The 22,978-nt window shown below is 37.5% G+C and carries 26 protein-coding genes and 1 pseudogene; 1 reads left to right on the forward strand and 26 read right to left on the reverse strand.

The window, feature by feature from the left end:
• Positions 1–77: 77 nt before the first annotated feature.
• The 6 genes from AAFN87_RS06825 to AAFN87_RS06850 are packed head-to-tail and all read right to left on the reverse strand — an operon-like array spanning position 78 to position 4,922.
• Positions 78–1,058 (reverse strand): biotin--[acetyl-CoA-carboxylase] ligase, encoded by a 981-nt coding sequence (locus AAFN87_RS06825; protein ID WP_347790293.1) that lies wholly within the window; start codon positions 1,056–1,058, stop codon positions 78–80.
• Positions 1,039–2,205, reverse strand: coding sequence for a CCA tRNA nucleotidyltransferase (locus tag AAFN87_RS06830; protein WP_347790294.1), 1,167 nt, complete (start codon positions 2,203–2,205; stop codon positions 1,039–1,041). Before AAFN87_RS06830 ends, AAFN87_RS06825 begins: the two co-directional genes overlap by 20 nt.
• Positions 2,202–3,338 (reverse strand): N-acetyl-alpha-D-glucosaminyl L-malate synthase BshA, encoded by a 1,137-nt coding sequence (gene bshA, locus AAFN87_RS06835; RefSeq protein ID WP_347790295.1) that lies wholly within the window; start codon positions 3,336–3,338, stop codon positions 2,202–2,204. Before bshA ends, AAFN87_RS06830 begins: the two co-directional genes overlap by 4 nt.
• Positions 3,339–3,370: 32 nt before the next feature.
• On the reverse strand, positions 3,371–3,775 hold the full coding sequence (mgsA, locus tag AAFN87_RS06840) for a methylglyoxal synthase (protein ID WP_347790296.1): 405 nt from the start codon (positions 3,773–3,775) through the stop codon (positions 3,371–3,373).
• A gap of 17 nt (positions 3,776–3,792) precedes the next feature.
• Positions 3,793–4,587, reverse strand: coding sequence for a 4-hydroxy-tetrahydrodipicolinate reductase (gene dapB, locus AAFN87_RS06845; protein WP_347790297.1), 795 nt, complete (start codon positions 4,585–4,587; stop codon positions 3,793–3,795).
• 2 nt (positions 4,588–4,589) lie between these two features.
• Positions 4,590–4,922 carry a nucleotide pyrophosphohydrolase gene (locus AAFN87_RS06850; protein ID WP_347790298.1) on the reverse strand — a complete coding sequence of 111 codons (333 nt, stop codon included), beginning with the start codon at positions 4,920–4,922 and terminating at the stop codon, positions 4,590–4,592.
• Between the two features lie 144 nt (positions 4,923–5,066).
• Between AAFN87_RS06850 and AAFN87_RS06855 the strand changes: the two genes are divergently transcribed.
• A complete protein-coding gene (locus tag AAFN87_RS06855) occupies positions 5,067–5,933 on the forward strand; it encodes a YitT family protein (protein WP_347790299.1) in 867 nt (288 codons plus the stop codon).
• Between the two features lie 208 nt (positions 5,934–6,141).
• On the opposite strand, the pseudogene AAFN87_RS06860 reads toward AAFN87_RS06855, so the two are convergent.
• The 20 genes and pseudogenes from AAFN87_RS06860 to AAFN87_RS06955 form a co-directional block, all read right to left on the reverse strand.
• Positions 6,142–7,337, reverse strand: a pseudogene (locus AAFN87_RS06860) (ISL3 family transposase).
• Positions 7,338–7,497: 160 nt separating this feature from the next.
• A complete protein-coding gene (locus AAFN87_RS06865) occupies positions 7,498–7,923 on the reverse strand; it encodes a c-type cytochrome (RefSeq protein ID WP_347790300.1) in 426 nt (141 codons plus the stop codon).
• A gap of 131 nt (positions 7,924–8,054) precedes the next feature.
• On the reverse strand, positions 8,055–8,735 hold the full coding sequence (locus tag AAFN87_RS06870) for a zinc metallopeptidase (protein ID WP_347790301.1): 681 nt from the start codon (positions 8,733–8,735) through the stop codon (positions 8,055–8,057).
• A 57-nt stretch (positions 8,736–8,792) separates the two neighbouring features.
• On the reverse strand, positions 8,793–9,389 hold the full coding sequence (gene lhaT, locus AAFN87_RS06875; protein ID WP_347790302.1) for a lipoprotein heptaprenylglyceryl N-acetyltransferase LhaT: 597 nt from the start codon (positions 9,387–9,389) through the stop codon (positions 8,793–8,795).
• 163 nt (positions 9,390–9,552) lie between these two features.
• Positions 9,553–10,347 carry a menaquinol-cytochrome c reductase cytochrome b/c subunit gene (locus AAFN87_RS06880; RefSeq protein WP_347790303.1) on the reverse strand — a complete coding sequence of 265 codons (795 nt, stop codon included), beginning with the start codon at positions 10,345–10,347 and terminating at the stop codon, positions 9,553–9,555.
• Positions 10,348–10,388: 41 nt separating this feature from the next.
• Complete coding sequence (gene qcrB, locus AAFN87_RS06885) at positions 10,389–11,063, reverse strand: menaquinol-cytochrome c reductase cytochrome b subunit (RefSeq protein WP_347790304.1); 675 nt, start codon at positions 11,061–11,063, stop codon at positions 10,389–10,391.
• Between the two features lie 22 nt (positions 11,064–11,085).
• Positions 11,086–11,592: a QcrA and Rieske domain-containing protein gene (locus tag AAFN87_RS06890; protein ID WP_347790305.1), complete on the reverse strand. Its 507-nt coding sequence runs from the start codon at positions 11,590–11,592 to the stop codon at positions 11,086–11,088.
• Between the two features lie 165 nt (positions 11,593–11,757).
• On the reverse strand, positions 11,758–12,207 hold the full coding sequence (locus AAFN87_RS06895; RefSeq protein ID WP_347790306.1) for a YpiF family protein: 450 nt from the start codon (positions 12,205–12,207) through the stop codon (positions 11,758–11,760).
• Between the two features lie 56 nt (positions 12,208–12,263).
• Positions 12,264–12,815: a ReoY family proteolytic degradation factor gene (locus tag AAFN87_RS06900; protein WP_347790307.1), complete on the reverse strand. Its 552-nt coding sequence runs from the start codon at positions 12,813–12,815 to the stop codon at positions 12,264–12,266.
• 14 nt (positions 12,816–12,829) lie between these two features.
• A complete protein-coding gene (locus AAFN87_RS06905; RefSeq protein ID WP_347790832.1) occupies positions 12,830–14,062 on the reverse strand; it encodes a tetratricopeptide repeat protein in 1,233 nt (410 codons plus the stop codon).
• A gap of 164 nt (positions 14,063–14,226) precedes the next feature.
• Positions 14,227–15,519 carry a 3-phosphoshikimate 1-carboxyvinyltransferase gene (gene aroA / locus AAFN87_RS06910; RefSeq protein WP_347790308.1) on the reverse strand — a complete coding sequence of 431 codons (1,293 nt, stop codon included), beginning with the start codon at positions 15,517–15,519 and terminating at the stop codon, positions 14,227–14,229.
• Between the two features lie 50 nt (positions 15,520–15,569).
• Positions 15,570–16,667, reverse strand: a complete 1,098-nt coding sequence (locus AAFN87_RS06915) for a prephenate dehydrogenase (RefSeq protein ID WP_347790309.1) — start codon at positions 16,665–16,667, stop codon at positions 15,570–15,572.
• On the reverse strand, positions 16,664–17,764 hold the full coding sequence (gene hisC / locus AAFN87_RS06920; protein ID WP_347790310.1) for a histidinol-phosphate transaminase: 1,101 nt from the start codon (positions 17,762–17,764) through the stop codon (positions 16,664–16,666). The genes AAFN87_RS06915 and hisC overlap by 4 nt, the downstream gene beginning before the upstream one ends.
• Positions 17,765–17,787: 23 nt before the next feature.
• Positions 17,788–18,153, reverse strand: a complete 366-nt coding sequence (gene aroH, locus AAFN87_RS06925) for a chorismate mutase (protein ID WP_347790311.1) — start codon at positions 18,151–18,153, stop codon at positions 17,788–17,790.
• Positions 18,150–19,241, reverse strand: coding sequence for a 3-dehydroquinate synthase (gene aroB / locus AAFN87_RS06930; protein WP_347790312.1), 1,092 nt, complete (start codon positions 19,239–19,241; stop codon positions 18,150–18,152). The genes aroH and aroB overlap by 4 nt, the downstream gene beginning before the upstream one ends.
• Before the next feature lies 1 nt (position 19,242).
• Positions 19,243–20,424 carry a chorismate synthase gene (gene aroC / locus AAFN87_RS06935; RefSeq protein WP_347790313.1) on the reverse strand — a complete coding sequence of 394 codons (1,182 nt, stop codon included), beginning with the start codon at positions 20,422–20,424 and terminating at the stop codon, positions 19,243–19,245.
• 407 nt (positions 20,425–20,831) lie between these two features.
• The gene (locus tag AAFN87_RS06940) at positions 20,832–21,602 is read right to left on the reverse strand and encodes a CheR family methyltransferase (RefSeq protein WP_347790314.1); all 771 of its coding nucleotides are present in this window, start codon (positions 21,600–21,602) and stop codon (positions 20,832–20,834) included.
• 108 nt (positions 21,603–21,710) lie between these two features.
• The gene (locus AAFN87_RS06945; protein ID WP_347790315.1) at positions 21,711–21,944 is read right to left on the reverse strand and encodes a hypothetical protein; all 234 of its coding nucleotides are present in this window, start codon (positions 21,942–21,944) and stop codon (positions 21,711–21,713) included.
• 14 nt (positions 21,945–21,958) lie between these two features.
• Entirely contained in the window at positions 21,959–22,186 is a 228-nt protein-coding gene (locus AAFN87_RS06950; RefSeq protein ID WP_347790316.1) for a hypothetical protein, read from the reverse strand.
• Positions 22,187–22,205: 19 nt separating this feature from the next.
• Complete coding sequence (locus AAFN87_RS06955; protein WP_347790317.1) at positions 22,206–22,412, reverse strand: hypothetical protein; 207 nt, start codon at positions 22,410–22,412, stop codon at positions 22,206–22,208.
• Positions 22,413–22,978 lie beyond the last annotated feature (566 nt).

Raw genomic sequence — 22,978 nt, forward strand, 5'->3', positions numbered from 1 at the left:
GCAGGTACAGTTCGATAGACGATACTGTCCTTACCGCTACTATAACAAGTTTGAAAGAAATCGTACAGTGAAATTTTTCATTTTATTTCAATATCTGCAGAATACACGCCTTTTATTTCACCTGAAGACGTGCGAATTTCAAGAACACCAGATTCTGTAATGCCAATTGCCTCGCCCTCTATCACTTCACGTAAAGTTGTTGCTCGGACTTGCTTACCAATTGTCGCTGATGCTTCTTCCCACAGTTCTTTAATATGAGAGAAGCCATGTTCTACATAATGGTCACTATATTGCTCTAGATATTTCAGGAATTCTGCGACAAATTCAGCTCGGTCGATTTCTTCCCCTTCTTCCAGAGCAATCGAGGTTGCAATCGTTTGCAATTCTTCTGGAAAATCTTCCATTTGCTGATTTGCATTTATGCCAATACCGATGAGTAATGCTTGTACTCGGTCCGTTTCAGCAACCATTTCAGTTAGAATGCCTACACTTTTTTTGCCATTTATTAAAATATCATTTGGCCACTTAATAACAGCTGTGAAGTTATTATACAAGGTCCGCATTGCTTTGACAGCCGCGACAGCTGTCACAAGTGTAAACTGCGGTGCTTGATATGGTAAAACGTCCGGACGAATAATGACAGTCATCCAAATGCCTTTACCAACTGCAGAATCCCAAGGACGTAACATGCGACCTCTACCAGCCGTTTGTGTTTCGGCGATCACAACCGTACCGTCCTCGGCTCCATCTCTTACTAAATCATGGGCAATAAGCTGCGTTGATGTCACTTCATCATAATGATAAATTTTTCGTCCGTAACGCTCTGTTTCTAAATGTGCTTTTATTTGCATATCATCTAATTTTTCTGATTTTGCGATAAGTTTATATCCTATTTTCTTTATCGTTTCAAATGTGTAGCCTTCCTGCTGTAATGTTTGCATATGCTTCCAAATAGCTGTACGTGATACTTCAAGCTCATCTGCAAGCTGCTGTCCACTAATTGGTTCATTACCTGCAGCTAAAAAACGTTGCAAAATTTTATCTTTTATCGTAGTCATGGAACCATTCCTTTAACCGCTCTTTTTCATTAACGACCTCGCCAGTTAGTACAGCTAATAACGCCGCATCGAGTACTTCTTTTATCCAAGGTCCGCGCTTTTTTTCTGTCCATCGCATAAAATGATTGCCATTCACAACAAGCTGATGAACGTTTGCAATAGGTAAAGCTGATTTTTTCTCAGCAATTTGCTTTTTGTCGAAATCGAGCTTGTCTCCTTGCCAGCAAGTAAAATCATACGCCGTTTGTAGCACCTCAATATCATATTGAAAATAATCGAGTACATCCCAGCCTACTTGAAGCTTGTTATACGCTTGCTTCACTTGCTTGGCAAATGCTTTTTCTTTATTCGAGCATTTATAATAAGACAATAACTTGTCATCATTACTTATTAAATTTAAATAAGCCCAACCTACGAATGGATTATTCGCTTGGAAATTGTGCCATTGATGCGGATGAAATGAACCAAGTAAATATTGTACAAGCCCCGTTTCATTTAGCATTGTCATACCTTGTGAGATAGACTGACTCATCCACATTTTATCCAGTTCAGCGTGAATTCTTTCTTTCGCAACGAATTGAATTTGTTCAGCTAGTTGCTTGGCAGCTTGTTTTGTTTGCGTTTCTATTGAAAACCCAAGCTGCGCGCTAAATCGAACTGCGCGCATCATGCGAAGTGCATCCTCTTCAAAGCGCTGTAACGGGTTACCGACCGCGCGTATTAGCTTGCTTTTAATATCAGCTTTTCCACCATATAAATCGATTGTCTCACCTTGTCTTGTCAAGGCCATCGCATTCATTGTAAAATCACGACGCGCTAAATCTTCCGCTAGAGACCGAACAAATTTCACTTCATTCGGACGACGATGATCTGTATATTCCCCGTCCGTTCTATATGTTGTTACTTCAATTGGTTCTCCTTCATCAAGGACAAGCACCGTACCATGTTCAATACCAACATCAATAGTATTTGAAAAAATTGCCTTCACTTCTAATGGCAAAGCATTTGTTGCGACGTCTACATCATTATTCATTTTACCTATAAATAAATCACGTACCGCCCCACCGACGAATACGGCTTCAAAACCAGCTTGCTCTATTTTTTCTATAACACGTCCTGCAACTTGCCAAGCTATGTCGTTTTTCATTTCGGAATTGCCGCCAATCTTTCATATAGTTCCTCGTACTGCTTAATAATTGTTTCAGAGCGGAACTTTGTTTGTGCTGCATATATGGCAGCTTCACGGAATTTTTGAAGTTTATCCTCATCTTGTAGCAATTCAATGGCATATGCTGCAACTGCATCAATATCATGCTCTTCAACTAAGAAGCCGTTAATACCATGATCAATTACTTCGGGAATACCACCGATAGCTGTCCCTATACCTGGTACACCACATGCCATTGCTTCAAGCAGTACAAGTCCAAAAGATTCTTTTTCAGAAAGCAGTAATTTTAAATCACTAATCGCAAATAACTCTGCAATATTTTCTTGCTTTCCTAAAAATAGTACGTCTTGTTTATAAGGAGAACATTTGACTTGTTCCATTACACGATGCTTTTCTGGACCATCTCCAACAAGAAGTAGCTTTGAGGGCATTTGTTCACGCACTTTGAAAAAGGCATCAACAATATCCGGTAAGTTTTTGATTTTACGGAAGTTTGAAACGTGGATAAGTACTTTTTCTTCAGGACGAATACCAAATTGTTCTTTTAAATCGCCTACATCTAATGGTTTAAATTCTTCTTCATCTACAAAGTTATATATCGTTTCAATCGACTTGTTTGTATTAATTAAATTGTATGTTTGCTGTTTTAAATTATCAGATACCGCTGTGACAATATCTGATTTATCGATGCCGTATTTAAGCGCTTGAACGAGTGTGGAATCTTGTCCTAATACAGAAATGTCGGTACCGTGTAGCGTTGTGACAATTCCAATATTTTCTCCACACATATCTCTTGCCAAAACCGCACAAACTGCGTGCGGGATTGCATAATGCACATGTAGTACATCTAATTGTTCTTCTTTTATTACTTCTGCCATTTTACTCGCAAGTGCTATATCGTATGGCGAATATTGAAATACGGAATAATTACTTACTTCGACTTCATGGAAAAAAACGGTTGGATAAATTTTATTCAATCGAAAAGGTACACCTGATGTAATGAAATGAATTTCATGACCACGTTCCGCTAACATTTTGCCCAGTTCAGTTGCAATAACCCCTGAACCACCAACTGTCGGATAACACGTAATCCCAATTTTTAATTTTCTCATCCGTCTTCCTCCTTTTTTATATGCTGTTTTTTTTATTGACGACGATTAGCAATTAAACGCCAATCAACAAAACCTTCTTGCAACCCTTTTAATAAAATTTCAGCTGTTCCCATATTCGTAGCTAATGGGACATGATACACGTCGCATAAACGTACGAGCGCTGTAACATCCGGTTCATGTGGCTGTGCTGTTAAAGGATCGCGGAAGAAAAACACCATATCCATATCATTGTTGGCAATCATCGCGCCAATTTGCTGGTCACCACCAAGTGGACCTGAATTAAAACGAGTAATAGCAAGACCTGTTGCCTCACTAATTTTTAAACCTGTTGTACCTGTTGCAAATAATTCGTGCTCCGCTAATATAGCACGATAAGCAATAGCAAATTCTACTAAATTATCTTTTTTGCGATCATGTGCAATTAAGGCTATTTTCATACTATTCAGTCCATTTCTTAAATAATATTTTCGAGTCCGTATACGAGCTTTTCAATACCGACAACTGTTTCAATAGAAAACACTACACCACTCATAAATGATTGACGGTTAAGTGAGTCATGACGAATTGTTAATAGTTGCCCTTCACCACCAAATAATACTTGCTGATGCGCTACTAAGCCTGGTAAACGAACTGAGTGAATGCGCATTCCTTCAAAATCTGAACCACGAGCTCCTGGCATTGTTTCTTTTTCGGTTGGATGCCCTTGTTTTTTCTCGGTACGCACTTCAGCTATCATTTGTGCTGTTTTCACACCTGTTCCACTAGGTGCATCTAGCTTATTATCATGGTGCATTTCGATAATTTCAACATCCGGTAAATATTTTGCCGCTTCACGGGCGAATTTCATCATTAAAATCGCACCAATTGCAAAGTTTGGGGCAATAATACAGCCTACTTTTTTCTCTTCAGCTAACTGCTTTAATTCTTCAAGCTGCTCGTCTGAAAAGCCTGTCGTGCCGATTACAGGGCGTATATTATGAAGTATAGCTTGTTTTGTATGCTCGTATACTGCATGGGGACTTGTTAAATCAATTAAAACGTCCGGTGCTGTATATTTTACAAGCTCACTAAAATCGGTAAAAATCGGTACATTATAATTAACAGGGAATATTTCTAAGTCAGCTAAAGTTGTTCCTACTTGTTTATAATCAAGAGCAGCAACTAACTCCATACCTTGACGTTTCATTACTGTATGTACTGCCTCTATCCCCATCTTACCGCGGGCACCTGCAATAGCTACTTTAATCATTTTTACTCTTCCTTTCGTGTCCATCTGTCTTTATCTCTCGTTTCAAACTTATGTATTACACGGAGTAATGCCTCATCTAGCTTAATCCCTTGAGAATTCGCAAAGCATACTAAAACAAAGAAGAAATCGCCTAATTCTTCTTCAATACTATTTACATCTTCTGTTGCCTTTTTCTTCTTTTGTCCGTAAACATCTTGTACTTCTCTTGATAGTTCACCAAGCTCTTCAGTTAACCTTGCTATAAGCTCAAATGGAGGAAAATATCCTTCTTTAAACTGACCAATATAATCGTCTACCCGTTTTTGTAATTGTTGCATTGTTGCTTCATTTTTCATCGTATCACACTCCTGTAACTATCGTATATATTTCACTTCATGTTGTCAAAATATCGGAAATACAACATAATGAAAAGTGTGTAGAAATTGCAATTATTTTCACTTATTTTCTGATAATCCACTTATTTTAGAAGGAGATTTGTTATGAAAGGTATTAGAATTAGAAATATTTTAGGGATTATTGTCGGAGCTGCACTTTTTAGTTTTGGCTTCGTGCATTTCAATATGCAAAACCAGCTCGGTGAAGGTGGCTTTAGTGGTATTACTTTGATTTTATATTTTACAATGAATTGGGATCCTGCACTTATGAATTTAATCCTCAATATCCCGATGTTCATTATCGGTTGGCGCTTGCTCGGCAAAAAGTCACTCATCTATACTTTGGTTGGAACAATATCTGTTTCGGTTTTCCTGAAAATATTCCAAATATATGAATTCCAAATGCATTTACAAGATGATCTTTTGCTTGTGTCATTATTTTCAGGCGTTTTTATCGGGACTGGGCTCGGTATTGTCTTCCGTTTTGGAGGTACGACAGGTGGTGTTGATATCGTCGCACGACTTGCAAATAAATATATCGGGTGGAGTATGGGGAAAACGATGTTCGCCTTTGACATGGTCGTTATTTTGCTTTCATGGCTAACATTCCTTGATGCGCGCTCAATGATGTATACACTAGTTGCCGTTTATGTAGGTGGACGAGTTATCGATTTTGTACAAGACGGTGCCTATTCTGCTAAAGGTGCTATTATAATTTCAAATAAGTCAAAAGAGATTGCTAACTTTATTACAGAAAAAATGGGTCGTGGTGTCACAATTTTTGATGGCTATGGTCACTTCACAAAAGAACATAAGGATGTTATTTACTGTGTTGTAGGACGCAATGAGCTCGTTCGGCTTAAATCAATCATTCATGAAATTGATCCGCATGCGTTCGTGTCAATACTCGATGTGCGCGACGTTGCTGGTGAAGGCTTTACTCTTGACGATAACAAGCAGCCAATTCATTAAAAAGGTTCTAATTCAAATGTTGGGGTGTAGTGAATTCTTTCACTGCACTCTTTCTTGCGAAAGAGGTTGATTTCCGCTCAGGGCAGCACGCTTTTCGCGGGCACGGCTCCAACTAAATTGTTTCGGATGGAACCGAAACAATTTGATTTTCCGCCCGTGCTGTTCCCGCAGAAGTCGGCTACCCTGAGCTCCAATCAACGTAATCTTTCTAACCAAGATGCACTCCTACATTTTTATATACATAACTCAATAATATCTTTGCTTTAAAATGTTCATACTTTCGAAAACCATAGGCGTTTCTTTTAATGACTTTAGAAGTATTGTTAATCCCTTCCAAAAAACCATTCGAATAGCCGAACGCGTAACTATTTAGAATTTCAACTTGCCAATTTTTTAACGTTTTAATAGCTTTTAAGAAGGCTGGATTTTTAGTCTCCTCTACCTTACGGTAAAAAGCTTCTAAACCAGCTTTCACGACAGAAATATTCTCTTCTTCTTTCGCACTCTCTTGCCACTTCTTATACAGTTCTTTTAATTCATACGCTTCTTTCAATTCTGGTGACATGTCGATGTATCGTTTCAAATACCACCGTTCTTTCGGTGTTAAAGCTTCAGGTGATTTATGTAATACGTAGCGCATTCTTTTCGCTTTTTTACGATCATATGCATGCCATTCTTTCTGCACTTTACGACGTACTTCATCCACTGCCCAGTGAATATAGCGACAGTAATGAAAACGATCAGCGACAATAACCGGACGATTCAATGCCTTTTTCACAGCCGCCTTAAAACTTGGGTTCATGTCCATTACGACAATTTCTACATTGGCTCCGTTCTCTTGTAAATACTGCTTAATTGTTTCTTTGCGGCGGTTCGGTAAAATATCGATTGGCGCATGAGTTTCGGCATCCGCAATGATTAACTGATACTTACCTGCATCCGTATCTGCTTTGTATTCATCAATCGCAATAGCGCGAGGTAACTGAACGCCGCTTGGGAGGGTTGTTTAAAACGGCGAATCACCGTTGTAGAAGAAGTGCCCAGTACCTCACCGGCTTCTTTAAACGTTTTCGCTTTTACTGAACGAATTCGAACAACCTGATTCCATTCCTTAGAAAAGCGTTGATATCGGTCTATAAAAGTGGTTTTCTCAGAAAAACGTTTGCCACATGTACAGGCATAACGACGACGTTTATAAAACAATATTGTTAATCGTTCAAACCATTTTAGGTGTTTAATTTTTTGCATCCGATAGTCATGTACTTTACTTGTTTTTTGACCACAGGCAGGGCAAGTATGTTCCTTTCTAGGAAGAGAAATGTACAGTACAATTCGCTCCTTTTGTTCCTCAATCTGATCAATGATGACATCTTTTAATCCTGGGATATTCATGTTAATATTCATATAGCACAACTCACCTTTTTATCTCTTGTTTCTAGTCAATTCAAGTATATAAAAAAGAGTGAGCTTGTGCTTTTTTTGTGCGAAATTGTTTGTATACCCCAACAAATATTATAGAACCATTAAAAAAAGGTCTCGAGTAATTTACTCGGACCGTTTTTTATTATTCATCTGCTTTCGCTATAATTTCTGTAATATATTTGGCAATGGCATCGATTTCTTCTTTTGATAATACTGATTCAAATGCTGGCATCGATGTACCTCCATTTGTAACACGGTCTACTACATTATTATATTTTTCTGCAAATTCGCTAAGTTGTAAGTTTGGACCATTTTGACCATTCGCACCTAAATTACCGTGACAAGCTAAGCAATTTGCATTGAAAATTGATTCCCCCAAATCATAAACTTTTTGTTGCTTTGCCTCAAACTCACTAAGTGAAAATACAGCTGTATTTTTTTCTTCATCATTATGATTTTTAAGAATGCCGTCTGTGACTACATAGGAATAATAAATAAGTGCTAACAAAATAATAACACCGGCAACTACAGCAACAAAGATTCGAAACAATCCTTTTGATGAACCCACAAATATCCCCTTTCTGTTATTATGTATAGATTAATAATTTCAAAGGAAACGAATGTTTGTTAGACTAATCTATTCTATAAAACAAAAAAAAATACTCGTTTAAACGTAAATGTTTAAACGAGTATCTCATGCTAATCATCTGATCGCATACCTGTATAAATTAATATTAAACGTAAAAGCTCAAGTACAGCCACAGCTGCTGCCGCTACATATGTCATAGCTGCTGCGTTTAATACTTTTTTCGCTGAACGCTCTTCATTATTTCCAATAATACCAAGTGAAACGACTTCATTCATCGCACGTTTTGAGGCATCAAACTCCACAGGCAATGTAACGACTTGGAATAGAACCCCTGCCGTTAATAATACAATACCTACTAATAAAAAGTTAGGATTTGTTGCAATGATACCAATTAACACGAAAACCCATGAAGCATTAGAAGAAATACTTGCTACTGGCACTAATTTAGCGCGTAAAGTTAAAAACGAATACGCTTCTTTATGCTGAATAGCATGTCCAACTTCATGGGCTGCAACAGCTGTACCTGCAATTGAGGCATTGTAGTAGTTATCTTCAGAAAGTGCTACTGTTTTTGTTGCGGGATTATAATGATCCGACAATACTCCTTGTGTTGGTACGACACGTACATCTGTTAAACCGTGATGATCTAATATCATACGTGCTACTTGTGCACCAGTCATTCCACGATTCGCGGGTACTTGTGAAAATTTATTGTAAGTGCTTCTTACTTTCATTTGCGCATATATTGGCAAAATCAGTACTATAGCAAAATAAACTATATACATTCCCATTTTGTATGAAATCTTCCTCTCTAATATTACTTCTTATACTATTTTAATTAGTTTTTATTAATGTTGCAAATAATCACGCCTTCTATACGTGATGAAGGCGATTGAAATACAAGCTATCGACAACCAAAAAGTAAAATAACCGATTTGACTTGAGTACTGCGCTAAAATTCGATAAATCGGCATTTGTCCAAACACATAATCAATAAAATCATTATGAAGTGTCCAAATTGCAGCCACTACTATATGCCAAAAATCAAAACGATACTTCGGTAAATATAGCATAGCTTGCACAGCCATCATAAAATGTGAAAAAACAAGCATCCAACCATCCGGTCCTAAATAGCCTACTTCTGCAAACGTTAGTAAATTCATTACAACGGCCCATAAGCCATACTTAATTAATGTAACAAGCGCTAACACTTCCATTAATTTGAAGTTTTTACCTAAAAGCCAGCCTACTATTGCAAAACAGAAGAACAAACTCGCAGTGGGGCTATCCGGTACGAATATATAAAACTTCGGCTCTGTAATAGCTAGTTGACTCCCATACCAATAATATCCATAAACGGTACCCAAGAAATTAATAATTAATAATAGTATTAAAAAAGCACGATGTGTTAGTAAATACCAGCCTTTTATTAGCAATTGGGACATAGTAAAATCTCCTTTAATATGCATGACTTCTTAATTCTATTTATATTATGTATTAAAATGAAACGATTGTAAAAAGTTTGTCCTAAAAACCTTCTACTATGTCTACTACAAAAATTTTATAACAAAAGTGGCTGCCTCACTTATGAGACAGCCCCTTTAAACATTATTTCTCTTCTTTTAAGCTAGCGATAAACTCGGCTAACACTTCAAGTTCTTCGTCAGTACCTTGGAATGCGCCTGCTGGCATCCCACCACGGCCGTTAGAAATAACTTCTTTAACTTCTTCAGCAGTAAGCTCATTGCCTAATAGCATAGGACCAGAAACCCCAGCTAAGTCACCACCGTGACACCCTATACATGAAGCTTGTGCTTGATAAATTTCATAGCCTTCAGAAGTTTCATCAATTGTAATATCTGGCAATAAACCTAAATCTTTATCAGTAATTACACCTTGTGCTTTTGCAGCTTCCCAGTTATGGTTAGCAACAGATTCCCAAGTTAAGTAAATCATAGCACAAAAAGCTAATAACATAAATGCAGTTGGTAATGGACGTTTAGACGGACGACGTTCTGGCGTTGTATCTAAGAACGGTACAAGCGCTAAAGCACCAAACGCTAAACCTGGAATAACGATTGCTCCAATTACATTATATGGACCTGAAGCATAAGAGTATTTTAATAATTGGTACATGAATAAGAAGTACCAGTCCGGTAACGGAATATATGAAGCATTTGTTGGATCTGCCGGGCCTTCAAGTGGTGAAGGGTGAGCGACAGTTAATAGTAAGTAACCAATTAAGAATACAGCCCCTACCATCCATTCTTTTAATAAGAAATCTGGCCAGAAAGCTTCTGTTTTCCCTGGATACTCGGAATAATCTTTAGGCTTATTCGGCATACGATTATGTGTCGTAACACGCGAATCCCCTACGAATTTCATCCCTTTTCCGCGATGCATAGTGTCCCCTCCTTAAAAAATCATAAAAACATTGTTATTAATCATAGTGGTCCTGAAATACCTTGACGACGAATCATCACAAAGTGAGCTGCAAGTAAAGCGAATAGTGCAGCAGGTAAGAAGAATACATGAATTGCAAAGAAACGCGTTAAAGTTTGCGCACCAAGAATTGCAGCATCACCCGCTAAAAGTACCTTAATCATTTCTCCGATAAATGGTACAGACGCCGCGATTTCAATACCTACCTTTGTTGCAAACAATGCTTTCATGTCCCAAGGAAGTAAATATCCTGTGAAACCTAAACCAAGCATTACACCAAAAATACCTACACCAACAATCCAGTTTAATTCTCGAGGTTTTTTATAAGAACCTGTGAAGAATACACGAAGCGTATGTAAGAACATCATTACAATTACTAATGAAGCTCCCCAGTGATGCATACCGCGTACGATTTCACCGAAAGCTACTTCGTTTTGTAAATAATAAACTGATTTCCAAGCATTTTCTACGTCCGGTACATAGTACATTGTTAAGAACATACCAGATAAGATTTGAATTACTGTAATAAAGAACGTTAAACCACCGAAACAGTAAACAAATGCTGAAAAGTGATGTGCAGGGTTTACGTGCTCTGGCACTTCATGGTCGGCAATATCACGCCAAATAGGAGTAATATCTAAACGTTCATCGACCCAATCATAAATTTTATTTAGCACTGATTTCGTACCCCCTAACTAATTAACTTTTAAAAGTATTTGCGATCTTTTTCCCAAGCATTAAATAACCGTCTTTTTCATCCACTTCATACATATCAAGTGGTCCAGTTGGTGGTGTCCCAGCAATGTTCACACCATCTTTTTCATAACGACCTCCGTGACAAGCACAGAAGAATTGATCTGGGTGAGCTGTATCTCCAGCCCAGTTTACAGTACAACCTAAGTGTTTACATACTGGCGAAAGCGCGACAATTGTATCTCCACTCTTATACACCCATGCCGCTTCAGTTACATCAGATTTATACCAAGCATCTACTTGTTCAAATGTGAAATCCACTTTAGTCGGTTCTTCTGTAATATCTGCAATTTTTCGACTTGTTAAAATAAAGTCTCCAGCCGCTTTTGTTTGTAGCACTGGATCAATTGCAAAACGTACCATCGGCATTAACATACCAGCAGCCATAAATCCACCAACACCAGTTAAAGTGTAGTTTAAAAATTGGCGTCGTGAAACTCGATTATTACTCATCTTTTTCCCCCCTCTAACTAAAAGGTCAGTCCTTCTTCCATAGACATAATAATTTTACAAATAGTAACACACTAGGACATATATATGATATATCAATAAAATAGGTTGGTCAATATCGCATGCGGTCGTTTTTTCCAGTTTGTGAACATTTAATGAATCAATTTCCTATTGCTTTGACCACGCTGCTGTAAGGTTCGGAATTACTTGTTTTAACTGATCTTCAAGGATTCTTTGCTTTACTGATTTATCCATAGATTCTAGGGGAATAGGCGGCAACCATATAATATTTAAGTCATCTTGCAAGCTTGTCCAGAAGTGGTCACACGATATAAATATTACGTGTTTAAATCCACTTTTAGTTAATATTTCTTTAATAATAGTAATATCTATTTGATGACGCGTTTGTTCTATGTAGGAAAATGGTGGAGTCAACATTAATCTACCTTTAAATTGTTGCTCAATAAATGCCGTAAGTGACATTAAGTATTCTGCTGCTGAACTGCTTTGCTTCATGGAATTTTCTTCAAAATCAAGACTAAGTAAAGGTACAATTGCTGTATCAATAAATTGCTTTTGGGCTTGGAATAGCTCTACATCTTTAACGTTAAAAAACATTTTCTTTCCTCCAATTTAAACGATGAAGTTCGGATAAGCCGAACTTCATCATTTTTTTACTTCTGTGCATGCTGTAACGCCTGTAATAAATTTGATAATTCAAAGAAACGTTCTTTATCACCTTGGTCTAGTGCTTCATCGATTTCTTTTAAAATCCTTTCTTCTTGGAATGCGCGCATACTGTTTTTTAATAATTGTTCCGCAATTACACGATCTTTTTCACTAATATGCAAATACTTGGGCATATACGGATTTTCCTCCAATACAGCTAAGTATACCCGGTGCGGTGGAATATTTGGAAAATTAACTTGTATATACATTACATCATCCGGATTTAAGCGCAAATCATGGAATGACTTCTCAGCATCAGCAGTCATAATATTGCCCTTGTAAAAACGAAATGGGACGCCATTGCTTTCTACAGAAGACATAACAATTGCACGCGGACAATAATGCGCTTCCTCAACAAAATGAATTTTTTCAAGTAGCTTATCATCACTTAGTAGATAATTTAAAATCCATACGCATTCTCGACGTTTTAATTGATGATTTTTTAAAAACCACCGTACAAATATTTTTTTATCCGAAATCGGGACCGATGATGTCATATACAATGCCCCCTTTATTCAAAACTATCGTATAAATCCGTCCATTGTTGCTCAGCAGGTTGCAGTTTCATTAACTGCTCGACAACTGCCTTCGCTTCATCCCTTTTGCCATCTTCTATAAGGAAATAAGTATACGCTTCTAAAAATTGTGGATCTTCCTTAAAATCATTATATGCGCCTTTATAAATTTCGTATGCTTTATTAAATTGCTCGTCCTTATTGTATGCATTGGCAACAAATGGATGCAATGCTGTCCAATCAAAATCATCATTTTTTAAATGCTCATATAATTCTATGATTGCCTCATAGTTTTCTTCGTTTGCGTAAATAGACATTAATACTAAAATCGCTTCCATATATTCAGGGTCTAATGCTATTGCTTGCTGTAAATGTTCTATTGCTTCATTCACCAAACCATTTTTCAGCGCAATTTTTCCAGCGAATAAAAATAGAGCTTTATCGTATTCATCACGTACTAGTCCTTCTTTAATTGCTACGTAAGCACGTTTATTATCCTCTAGCATCGCGTAACTCTCTGCCAATAATAGATAGGCTGAGAAATAATCTGGGTCTAGCTCTTTCAAATCTTCTAGTTGATTAATCGCAAGTTCATATTTTTGCGATTGAAATGCTGAATATGCTGATCCAAATAGCATGTCAGGAGATACTTCGTCTTCTAAAGCTTCCATATAATAGTCTAGTGCAGTTTCATATCCTGCACCCGCTCTATAAACTTCTGCTAAGCGGGCAGCTAAAGACACGCCTGCAAATGTTTTTTCAATTTCATATAATTCTTCATAAATACGGGCAGCTTCTGTGAAACGACCTGTTTCAAATAGTAATTCTGCTTTTGCAAATTGTAGTAACGGCTCTGTAGGTAAAATTTGCAGGGCTTCATTAATACGTTGCTCCGCTACTTCAAATAAGCCTTGCATTTGATAGTAGTCTGCTAGAACAAGTAGCGCTTGCGGGTATTCTGCCGCTTCCGAATCAACTGATAAAAGTAATTCTAGCGCTTCATCCTCTTCGCCCATTTCCATCATTACAGTAGCACGGTCAATAATAATTTGTGCCTCTTCCGGAAATAAAAATTGCAAATGCTCAAATATTCGATTCGCTTCATTTAAATAGCCATATTGCATAAACATTTCTGCTGCCTCATATTGTTCCCCTGGTACTGCATTCATTAAAAAAGACTCAAGAAGCTCGTCCATCTGTTCTAGATTGCCATCTTGCATCGCCTGCATTAACTCATTAATCGTTGTCAAAGTACTTCACCTTTTCTTTCTTAGTCAATCTTTATGCTACATGACAAGGGCACATCTCACAAGGGAAAAGTGTTTATACACACTACCTTTATACACTAAAAAACTGCATGATAGTTTCCATAACTTTCACACAGTTTTTACTATTATTTTACGATTAAAGATTCTACATGCTCAAAGAATATTGGATAGGACACTGCTATACAAGCTGCATCATCAATCGTCACTTCTCCATCCGCAATAAGTGCTGCAACGGCTCCCATCATACCAATACGGTGGTCACCATATGTTTGAAGGTCTGCACCGTGTAATGCAGTTGGGCCGGTAATAATCATACCGTCGTCTGTTGCTTCGATATTTGCACCTAGTTTTTTTAGCTCTGTTACTACTGCTGTAATTCGGTCAGTTTCTTTAACTTTTAATTCTTCTGCATCTTTAATAATTGTTGTACCAGTTGCTTGCGTTGCTAACAGTGCTATAACAGGAATTTCATCAATTAAACGCGGAATCAAGTCACCTTCAATTGTCATCGCTCGTAAATCGGATGTTTCGATTGTAATTGTTGCTGTTGGTTCAGCTGCTAATTCATCATCCACAATAATTTCCATTGCTGCACCCATTTCAGCTAACACATTAACTATGCCATCACGTGTTGGATTAATACCAACGTTTTTCATTGTAATACGGCTGTTTTTGGCAATCGCACCTGCAACTAAAAAAAATGCTGCAGAAGAAATATCCCCAGGTACAAAAACATGCGTGCCAGTTAATTTTTGACCACCAGCAAATGAGATGACACCATCTTCTACATCGACTGTAGCACCAAATTGACGTAGCATACGCTCAGTATGATCACGTGATACAGAGCTTTCACGCACAATTGTCGTACCTTCAGCGCGTAAAGCAGCTAATAAAATAGCCGATTTAACTTGTGCACTTGCAACTGGCATTGTGTAATCAATTGCTTGTAGTGTTGAACCTTGAATAGCTAGTGGGGTGTATTGCCCATTTTCACGTCCGGCAATTTGTGCACCCATCATACGCAATGGATTTGCAACACGTCGCATTGGGCGCTTACCAATAGACGCATCTCCTGTCATAACTGTATGTAGCTTTGTACCAGCTAATATACCAAGCATTATACGTGTAGTCGTACCTGAATTACCTGTATATAATACTTCTTTCGGCTCTTCCCAAGCGTCGATACCAGCACTTTCAATCTTTACATTCGTGCCGTCTACTTCAATTTTCACACCAAGTTTGCGGAAACAGTCTATTGTACTTAAACAATCTTCACCAAGCAAAAAACCTTCTACAGTAGTTTTCCCTTCTGCAATTGCACCGAACATAACAGAGCGATGGGAAACCGATTTATCCCCTGGTACAGTAATCGTCCCTTGTAAGCTAGGTTGGCCGTAATTCATCTTCTTTGCTGACATCAAAAATCCCTCCTTGAAAAAAATGCAAAAAGCGCATTTGCACTTTTTGCTTATGAAATATAAGTTTCAAAACTCGCTTTGCGTGAAATACAAGTTGCCGCGCGTTCACGATCTTCTGCATTTTGAAAGCTTATAACTAAAATACCGAAAATATCTTCACGTGCTTCCACTATTCGAATATTCGTAATACTAATGTTTTCGTCCGCTAAGTAACCCGTAAGCTCGGAAATGACTCCTGGATAATCTGGTACGTCAACATATAAATCGAATGAAGTGAAAAACGCACCAGCGGAAATTGGGAGTTCGTCACGTACTTCTTTTGCCATTGCAAAATATTGTTCTATTAACGACACATCCCCGCCTTCAAGCAAGCTTTTCACAGCATCCATTTCTCGCAGCCATTGATCTAATTGACCGATTAGTTCTTGACGATTTTGAACGGTAATATCGCGCCATAATAAAGGATTACTTGATGCAATACGTGTAATATCACGAAAACCTCCCGCAGCAAGTGAGCTTGTCATAGGGAACTGTGCATTTTCTTGATAAAGCTGATGCACAAGTGAAGCCGCGATAATATGAGGAAAATGACTAACGACTGCTGTCATATGATCATGCTCTTTTGCATCGACCTTTACAATTTTACTATGTGTATATTTTAGCAAATCCTCTAGTCTTTCAATCGCACACTCGTCTTCCTTTTCATGAGGTGTGAGCATATAATAGGCATTTTCAAATAAATGAGGCTTCGCAGCTGTTACACCGCTTTTATGAGAACCTGCCATTGGGTGACCACCAATAAAAGTAATACCCTCAGCAAGCAATTCCTCTGCCTTTTCCATAATTAAGCTTTTCGTACTACCTGTATCCGTAATAATTACCGTATCTTTTAAAGTCCAGGTTTTTAACTTTTCCATCCAGTCAATTGTCGCATTTACTGGAGTACCAAAAATGATGAAATCTACTTTTTCAGTAACTTCTTGTGGGTGATCTACTACTTCATGTACAACATTTAGTGTTTTAGCCATAACCCGTGTCTGCGTAAAGGCATCATAGCCATATACCCTCGTTTGTGGCGCTTTCTGCAGAGCAAGGGCAATTGAACCACCAATTAGCCCCAGTCCGATGACAAGAACATTTCTCGTCACGCAAAAACACCTTGCTCAGTTAAAACTTCTTCAAGCAATAATAAAAACTTTGCATTTTGATCCTCCGTGCCAATTGTGACACGAATATAGCCTGGTGCGCCAAGTGCTGCTCCACTACGAATAATAAATCCACGTTTCATCATTTCTTCAAATACGACATTGCTATCTGCTTTAACTTCAAATAATATGAAATTCGTTTGTGATGGATAATAGTTTAAATTATGCTTTTCACAAAACGCAACATATTGCGCCTTACCTTTTTCATTTTCTTCACGGCAAAAGTCAATAAATTCTTGATCCTCTAATGCCACAATCGCAACTGCTTGGCCAAGTACTGTATTATTAAATGGTGCTCGTATTGGGTCCAATTTAGCTATTACCTCTTCTTGCGCAATACCATAGCCTACACGGAACGACGCAAGACCATATGCTTTTGAGAATGTGCGCAATAAAATAAGGTTTGGATATTGTTTATAATAAGGAAGTGTATCTTTATATGTTGGGTCATTCACATATTCGATATACGCTTCGTCTAATACTATTAAAACATCAGACGGAACTTTTGCTAAGAAAGCTTTTAATTCCTCATCTGTTACAATTGTTCCTGTAGGGTTATTCGGATTACATACCCATACGACAGATGTTTTGTCATCAATTGCTTCTAGCATCGCATGTAAATTATGTCGACCTTCTATTAATGGTACCTTTCGAACTTCTGCCCCTTCAATTTCCGCATTATGCCCATATTGAGAGAAAGATGGATCTGCCATCACCGTATTAACCCCTGGATACAACAAGGCACGTGTAATAATAGCAATTAAATCATCTGAACCATTACCGAAAATCAGCTCATTTTCTTTGACTTGTAAATGATTCGCTACCGCTGTACGTAAATTTTGCGCATAGCCATCTGGATAAATTGCATGATTAGTAGCATCTGATTGCAAAAGTGCTTTTACTTTAGGCGAGCTACCATATGGGTTTTCATTAGAAGCGAGCTTTATAACTTCCTCTAAACCATACATCTCCTTTACTTCGTCAATTGGTTTACCTGGTTGATATGCTTTCATACCTTGAATTTGTTGTTTCCATCTCATTTTGAAAAGTCCCTCTTTCTCTACTATTTACCTACTAAATCTGGTCGTAATTTCACTGCATCATTTAAATAAACATGCTGCACATCTTGTTGAGCAACGTCCGTATTCACATGCATAAGAACGCGAATGCAAAGCGGCAATGCACCTGCGACATTCATTTCATGCATACACATGATCGGCACAAATTGCCAGCCGTCTAATGTACGTACTGCTTTTGCAGGGAAAGCTGATGTAATATCTGGGGTTGTTGAAATTGTCACTGAAGCAATCGACTCAATATCAACGAGATTCACTTTTACAATTTCTTGTACTAGCTGTGCTGTAGCTTCCCAAACAAGCTCTGGCTTATCCAATTCAATCGTTGTCGCCCCTCTTACTCCTCGAATCATATAAGCACCTCCGCTAATAAAGTTCTATATATTGCATCTATTTCTCGACACTCAGCTAGCTCTACTTTTTGTACAAATGGCTCGCCTACTTCTTTAAGTAGGACAAATTGTAGCTCACCATACTCGGCTTTTTTGTCTTTTAATAAATAATCAATTAACTCATCAAAGGAATAGTCATTTACTGCCGCAAATGGATATCCGTTACTTGCCGCATATTGTAAAAACTTTGTTGTAAAGTCTCGCGTAATGTTACCATAGCGTTCACTTAATAATAAGCAATATACTAAACCGATCATTACCGCTTCACCATGTGCTATGCCTCCATAACCTGCTGCTGCTTCTACTGCGTGACCGTATGTGTGCCCTAAGTTTAAATACTTTCTCACAGATTGCTCTGTTTCATCTTGCTCTACAATACGCGCCTTCACTCGAATACCCTCTGCTAAATACTGTGCAAGTGACTCTTCCGGCAAACTTTTAATTGATACGATTTGCATTAACTCGTTCAGCCATTTTTCATCTGAAATAAGTGCATGCTTAATGACTTCTGCAAAACCCGATAATACTTCCCGTTCGGGTAGGCTATTTAATAATGTAGTGTCATATAAAACTGCTTGTGGCTGATAAAAAGCACCAATCATATTTTTACCTAATGGATGATTAATTGCCGTTTTCCCGCCTACTGCTGAGTCATGTGCTAAAATCGTTGTTGGCACTTGAATAAACGGCACACCACGCATATATGTAGCTGCTACAAAGCCTGCTAAGTCTCCAACAGCCCCACCGCCAAATGCTATAATAAGCGATTTACGAGTGCATTTTTGTTCAAGTAAAAATGTTTGCGTTGCTTCGTAATTGTGAAAGCTTTTACAACTTTCACCCGCTGGCATGACAAAAACATTATAGTCAAATGTTGCACATGCTGAAAAATAAGCTTGCTGTGATTGCCAAACATGCTCATCAGTTAAGACAATTACTTTATCTGCCTTGTCAAATAACGGTTTATAAGTAGTAAATGCATTCGCTAATATGTTTTTCCCAATTACAACTTCATATTGATGAGAAGCAGCTCTAACTGAAATATTCATATTAAAACTCCTTTGTGTAGCGGCGCATTTCTTCAATTTGTGCTTGTAGTTGTGGTAATTGATCGCTTTGGAATTGGTCAACGATGGCACTTGCAATTTCCCAGGCAATGACGTGCTCTGCTACAATGGACGCTGCCGGTACAGCACAGCTATCTGAACGTTCTACACTCGCTTTAAATGGCTCTTTTGTTTCAATATCGACGCTTTGTAATGGTTTATATAAAGTTGGAATTGGTTTCATAACCCCGCGCATGACGATTGGCATACCTGTTGTCATACCGCCCTCTAAACCACCTAAGCGATTTGTTGCTCGGCTATACCCTTGTTCCTCACTCCAAATAATTTCATCATGTACTTGTGAGCCAGGTAGACGTGCTGCTTCAAAACCAATACCGAACTCGACACCTTTAAAAGCATTGATACTCAGCATTGCTGCAGCTAATTTCGCATCTAGCTTACGATCATAGTGCACGTAAGAACCGATGCCTGCTGGTAAACCTTCTACAATTACTTCTACGACACCACCAATTGAGTCGCCAGCCTTTTTCGCCGCGTCAATTGCTTCTACCATTTTTGCAGATGCCGCTGGGTCTACACAGTAACAAGGGTCTTCTTCTACGATGGCGCGTATTTCATTAACTGATTTTCCTGCAAGTAAAGCCGAATCTGCTTTTATACTTGCGATTTCGGTTACGTGTGCAACTATTGTGATACCTAGTTCATTTAGTAAAGCTTTTGCAACTGATCCAACAGCAACCCGAACAGTCGTTTCACGTGCACTTGAACGCTCTAATACATTCCGTAAATCGCGATGACCGTATTTCATGCCACCAACTAAATCGGCGTGACCTGGGCGAGGACGTGAAATTTGACGTTTAATTTCATTAGGATCTACATCTTCCGGTAATTCCTCTGCCCCCATAATCTTAGTCCAGTGCTTCCAATCATCATTCGTTACTACAAGCGCAACTGGTGAACCAAGTGTCTTACCGTGACGTACACCAGATACAATTTCAACTGTATCCGTTTCAATTTGCATACGACGACCGCGACCGTGACCTCCTTGGCGTCGTTTCAAATCATAATTAATTTTTTCTGCTACTACTGGTAGTAATGAAGGTAATCCCTCAATAATTGTCGTTAATTGTGGTCCATGTGACTCTCCTGCTGTTAAGTAACGCATAAAACACTTTCTCCCTTCAACTCGCTAAAGTATGTATTTTTCACTATAACATATTTTTTCCGAAATAACAGTACGATTTCCGAAGTACTAGCATTCATTTACGAATATTCGGAAATTTTCGTTTAAAACCGATTTGTGGATATAGATTGAATGAAAGATTTCCGTGAAATATCATTTTCAATATTCGCTCCTTACATACAGTAAAGCACCATTTGTCTTTAAGCATTTAGAAGGTTGCAAAGACAGGAGTATGCTTTCTGTGAAAGGCTAGTTGCTACAAAATGAAATTCTTAAGTACAGTATTTATATTATACAAATAAAATACGCTTTTCGCGGAATGCACGAAAAGCGTCGTTTCTTTTAAAGATTTTCTTAAAACTAGCGCATAATACATACATGTAGAACGATTATTTTTTTCGATAAAAGAACGTATCTTCTACTTCAAAGCCATAACGTGCTGGATTAAAAATTTGTTCTGTTGAACCTACGAATAAAATCCCACCCGGACGCAATGATTTACTAAAGTTTGTATATATTTGATCTTTCGCTTCCTCAGTAAAATAAATCATAACATTTCGACAAACGATTAAATCAAAATTCGTTTCATACGGATCTTTTAATAAATTATGTTTTTTAAACGTAACTGTACGTTTAATTTCATCTTTAACTTTATAAAATTGGCCCTCTTTTTCGAAATACTTTGCTTGTACATCTTTTGGTACTTCCGCTAAAGAACGCTCAGGATATAAACCTAACTTTGCTTTTTGAATAACATTTTCATCTAAGTCTGTTGCCAAAATACCGACCTGTGATAGCGGTATATGATGTGATAACACCATAGCTAAGCTATAAGGCTCCTCACCTGTTGAGCAAGCAGCACTCCATATTTTAGGGCGCCTATTTGATTGCAGTAGTAACGGGAAAATTTTATTTTGCAATACTTCCCAGCGCTTACCGTTTCGATAAAATTCTGACACATTAATTGTCATGCGATCTAAAAATTCATTCATTAAATCGCGGTCTTTTTCCAGCGCACCTAAAAATTCAACAAAACTTCGATAGCCTTTTTTTTCATACAAAGATGTGAGACGACGCTTCATCTGAGCTTCTTTATAAAGTGCTAAATCGATTCCCGTTTTTCGCTTAATACCATCGATAAATAGTTCATAATCTGACATTGACTCATCTATCCTCTCAAATCATTGTACAACTATTATAGCGGAAAACAGATGCTTCTGAAACACTAATTCCAATGATTCAGCTAGTTTCTCAACATATTTGTCACATTATACACTTTTTTTCATTTCAAGTAATTGCTGTTTTTGATGATCCAACTCTAAACGCATTTTTTCCGTTTCAATTTCAAAAGTTTCTAATCGTATTTTTTCAAGTTCTATTTCCTTTTCAGTAAGCTTTATTTGCAATTTCATTTTTGATTGATTATGCGTAGCAAGTATGGCAATAATCGGTATCGATGCTCCAAGTACTATCGAGATGACAGCAATAGTTATGCCTCCCATGATAAGCCTCCTTCTTATTTCTTCATTTCAAGTAAAGCTTGTTTTGAATGTTCAAGCTCTACACGCATTTTTTCCGTCTCTATCCCGTAATTTTCCATTTTTATTTTTTCTAGTTCTGTTTCTTTTTCAATTATTTGCAATTGTAGTTTCATTGCTGAACGTTTATGTGCTGTCACAATCGCCACTAACGGAATAGAAACGATTAAGGCCATGATACCAATTACGATGATAACATCTTCCATAATTTTCTCCTGTCTCGCTTTAGCGCTTTATTTCGAGTAATGCTTGCTTTGAATGTTCTAGCTCCAAGCGCATTTTTTCTGTTTCAATTTCATATGTTTTTAATCGTAATTTTTCTAAATCAATTTCTTTATCAATTCTTTTTAATTCGATTTTTTTATTTTTATTAAACATATCTGCCAAAATTGCACTTATAGAAATGGCAGCTATAGCTATCCACATTGACATACACTCATCATCCTTTCTATACTAATTAGATTATACGATATTTCCATAAATTAGTTTCGTTTTTCAAATAAAAAATTATAAAAAAGGTTATTTGTAAAATTTTTTGTGTTAAATGTTAGTAGCAATCGTATTTATTCCGCTGCCTGGCTCCGCTTTCTTCGATAAAAAAATGTGCTATCTGGAATTTGTGTTATGACTGGGTATTTATCTAATTTCTTGTCGTATTTATCTAATATAGATAGTTATTTATCTAATCTCTTAGGGTTTTTATCTAATACCGAAAATTATATATCTTAGACAATTTTTAATGATTAGCCTGGATCCAGCGATTCTTATGCTATTTACTAACAATGACGCATTCACGGCTATCTTACTATGACAGGCACTTCATAGTTACAATATAGTGCCGCAAGCGGTAGGTACAGTCGTGTCATGTATATGGCCACACCAATAAATATAATAAGACGTAAAATAGCTAACTCTGTATTGCGTTAGCTATTTGAGTATACTATTAAAATTAAGTTTTTACAGAAGAATAAGGGGATTTCGCACTTAGCTGAAAATGA

Origin of the sequence: Solibacillus sp. CAU 1738 (genome assembly GCF_039888725.1) — a bacterium.
GTDB lineage: Bacteria > Bacillota > Bacilli > Bacillales_A > Planococcaceae > Metasolibacillus.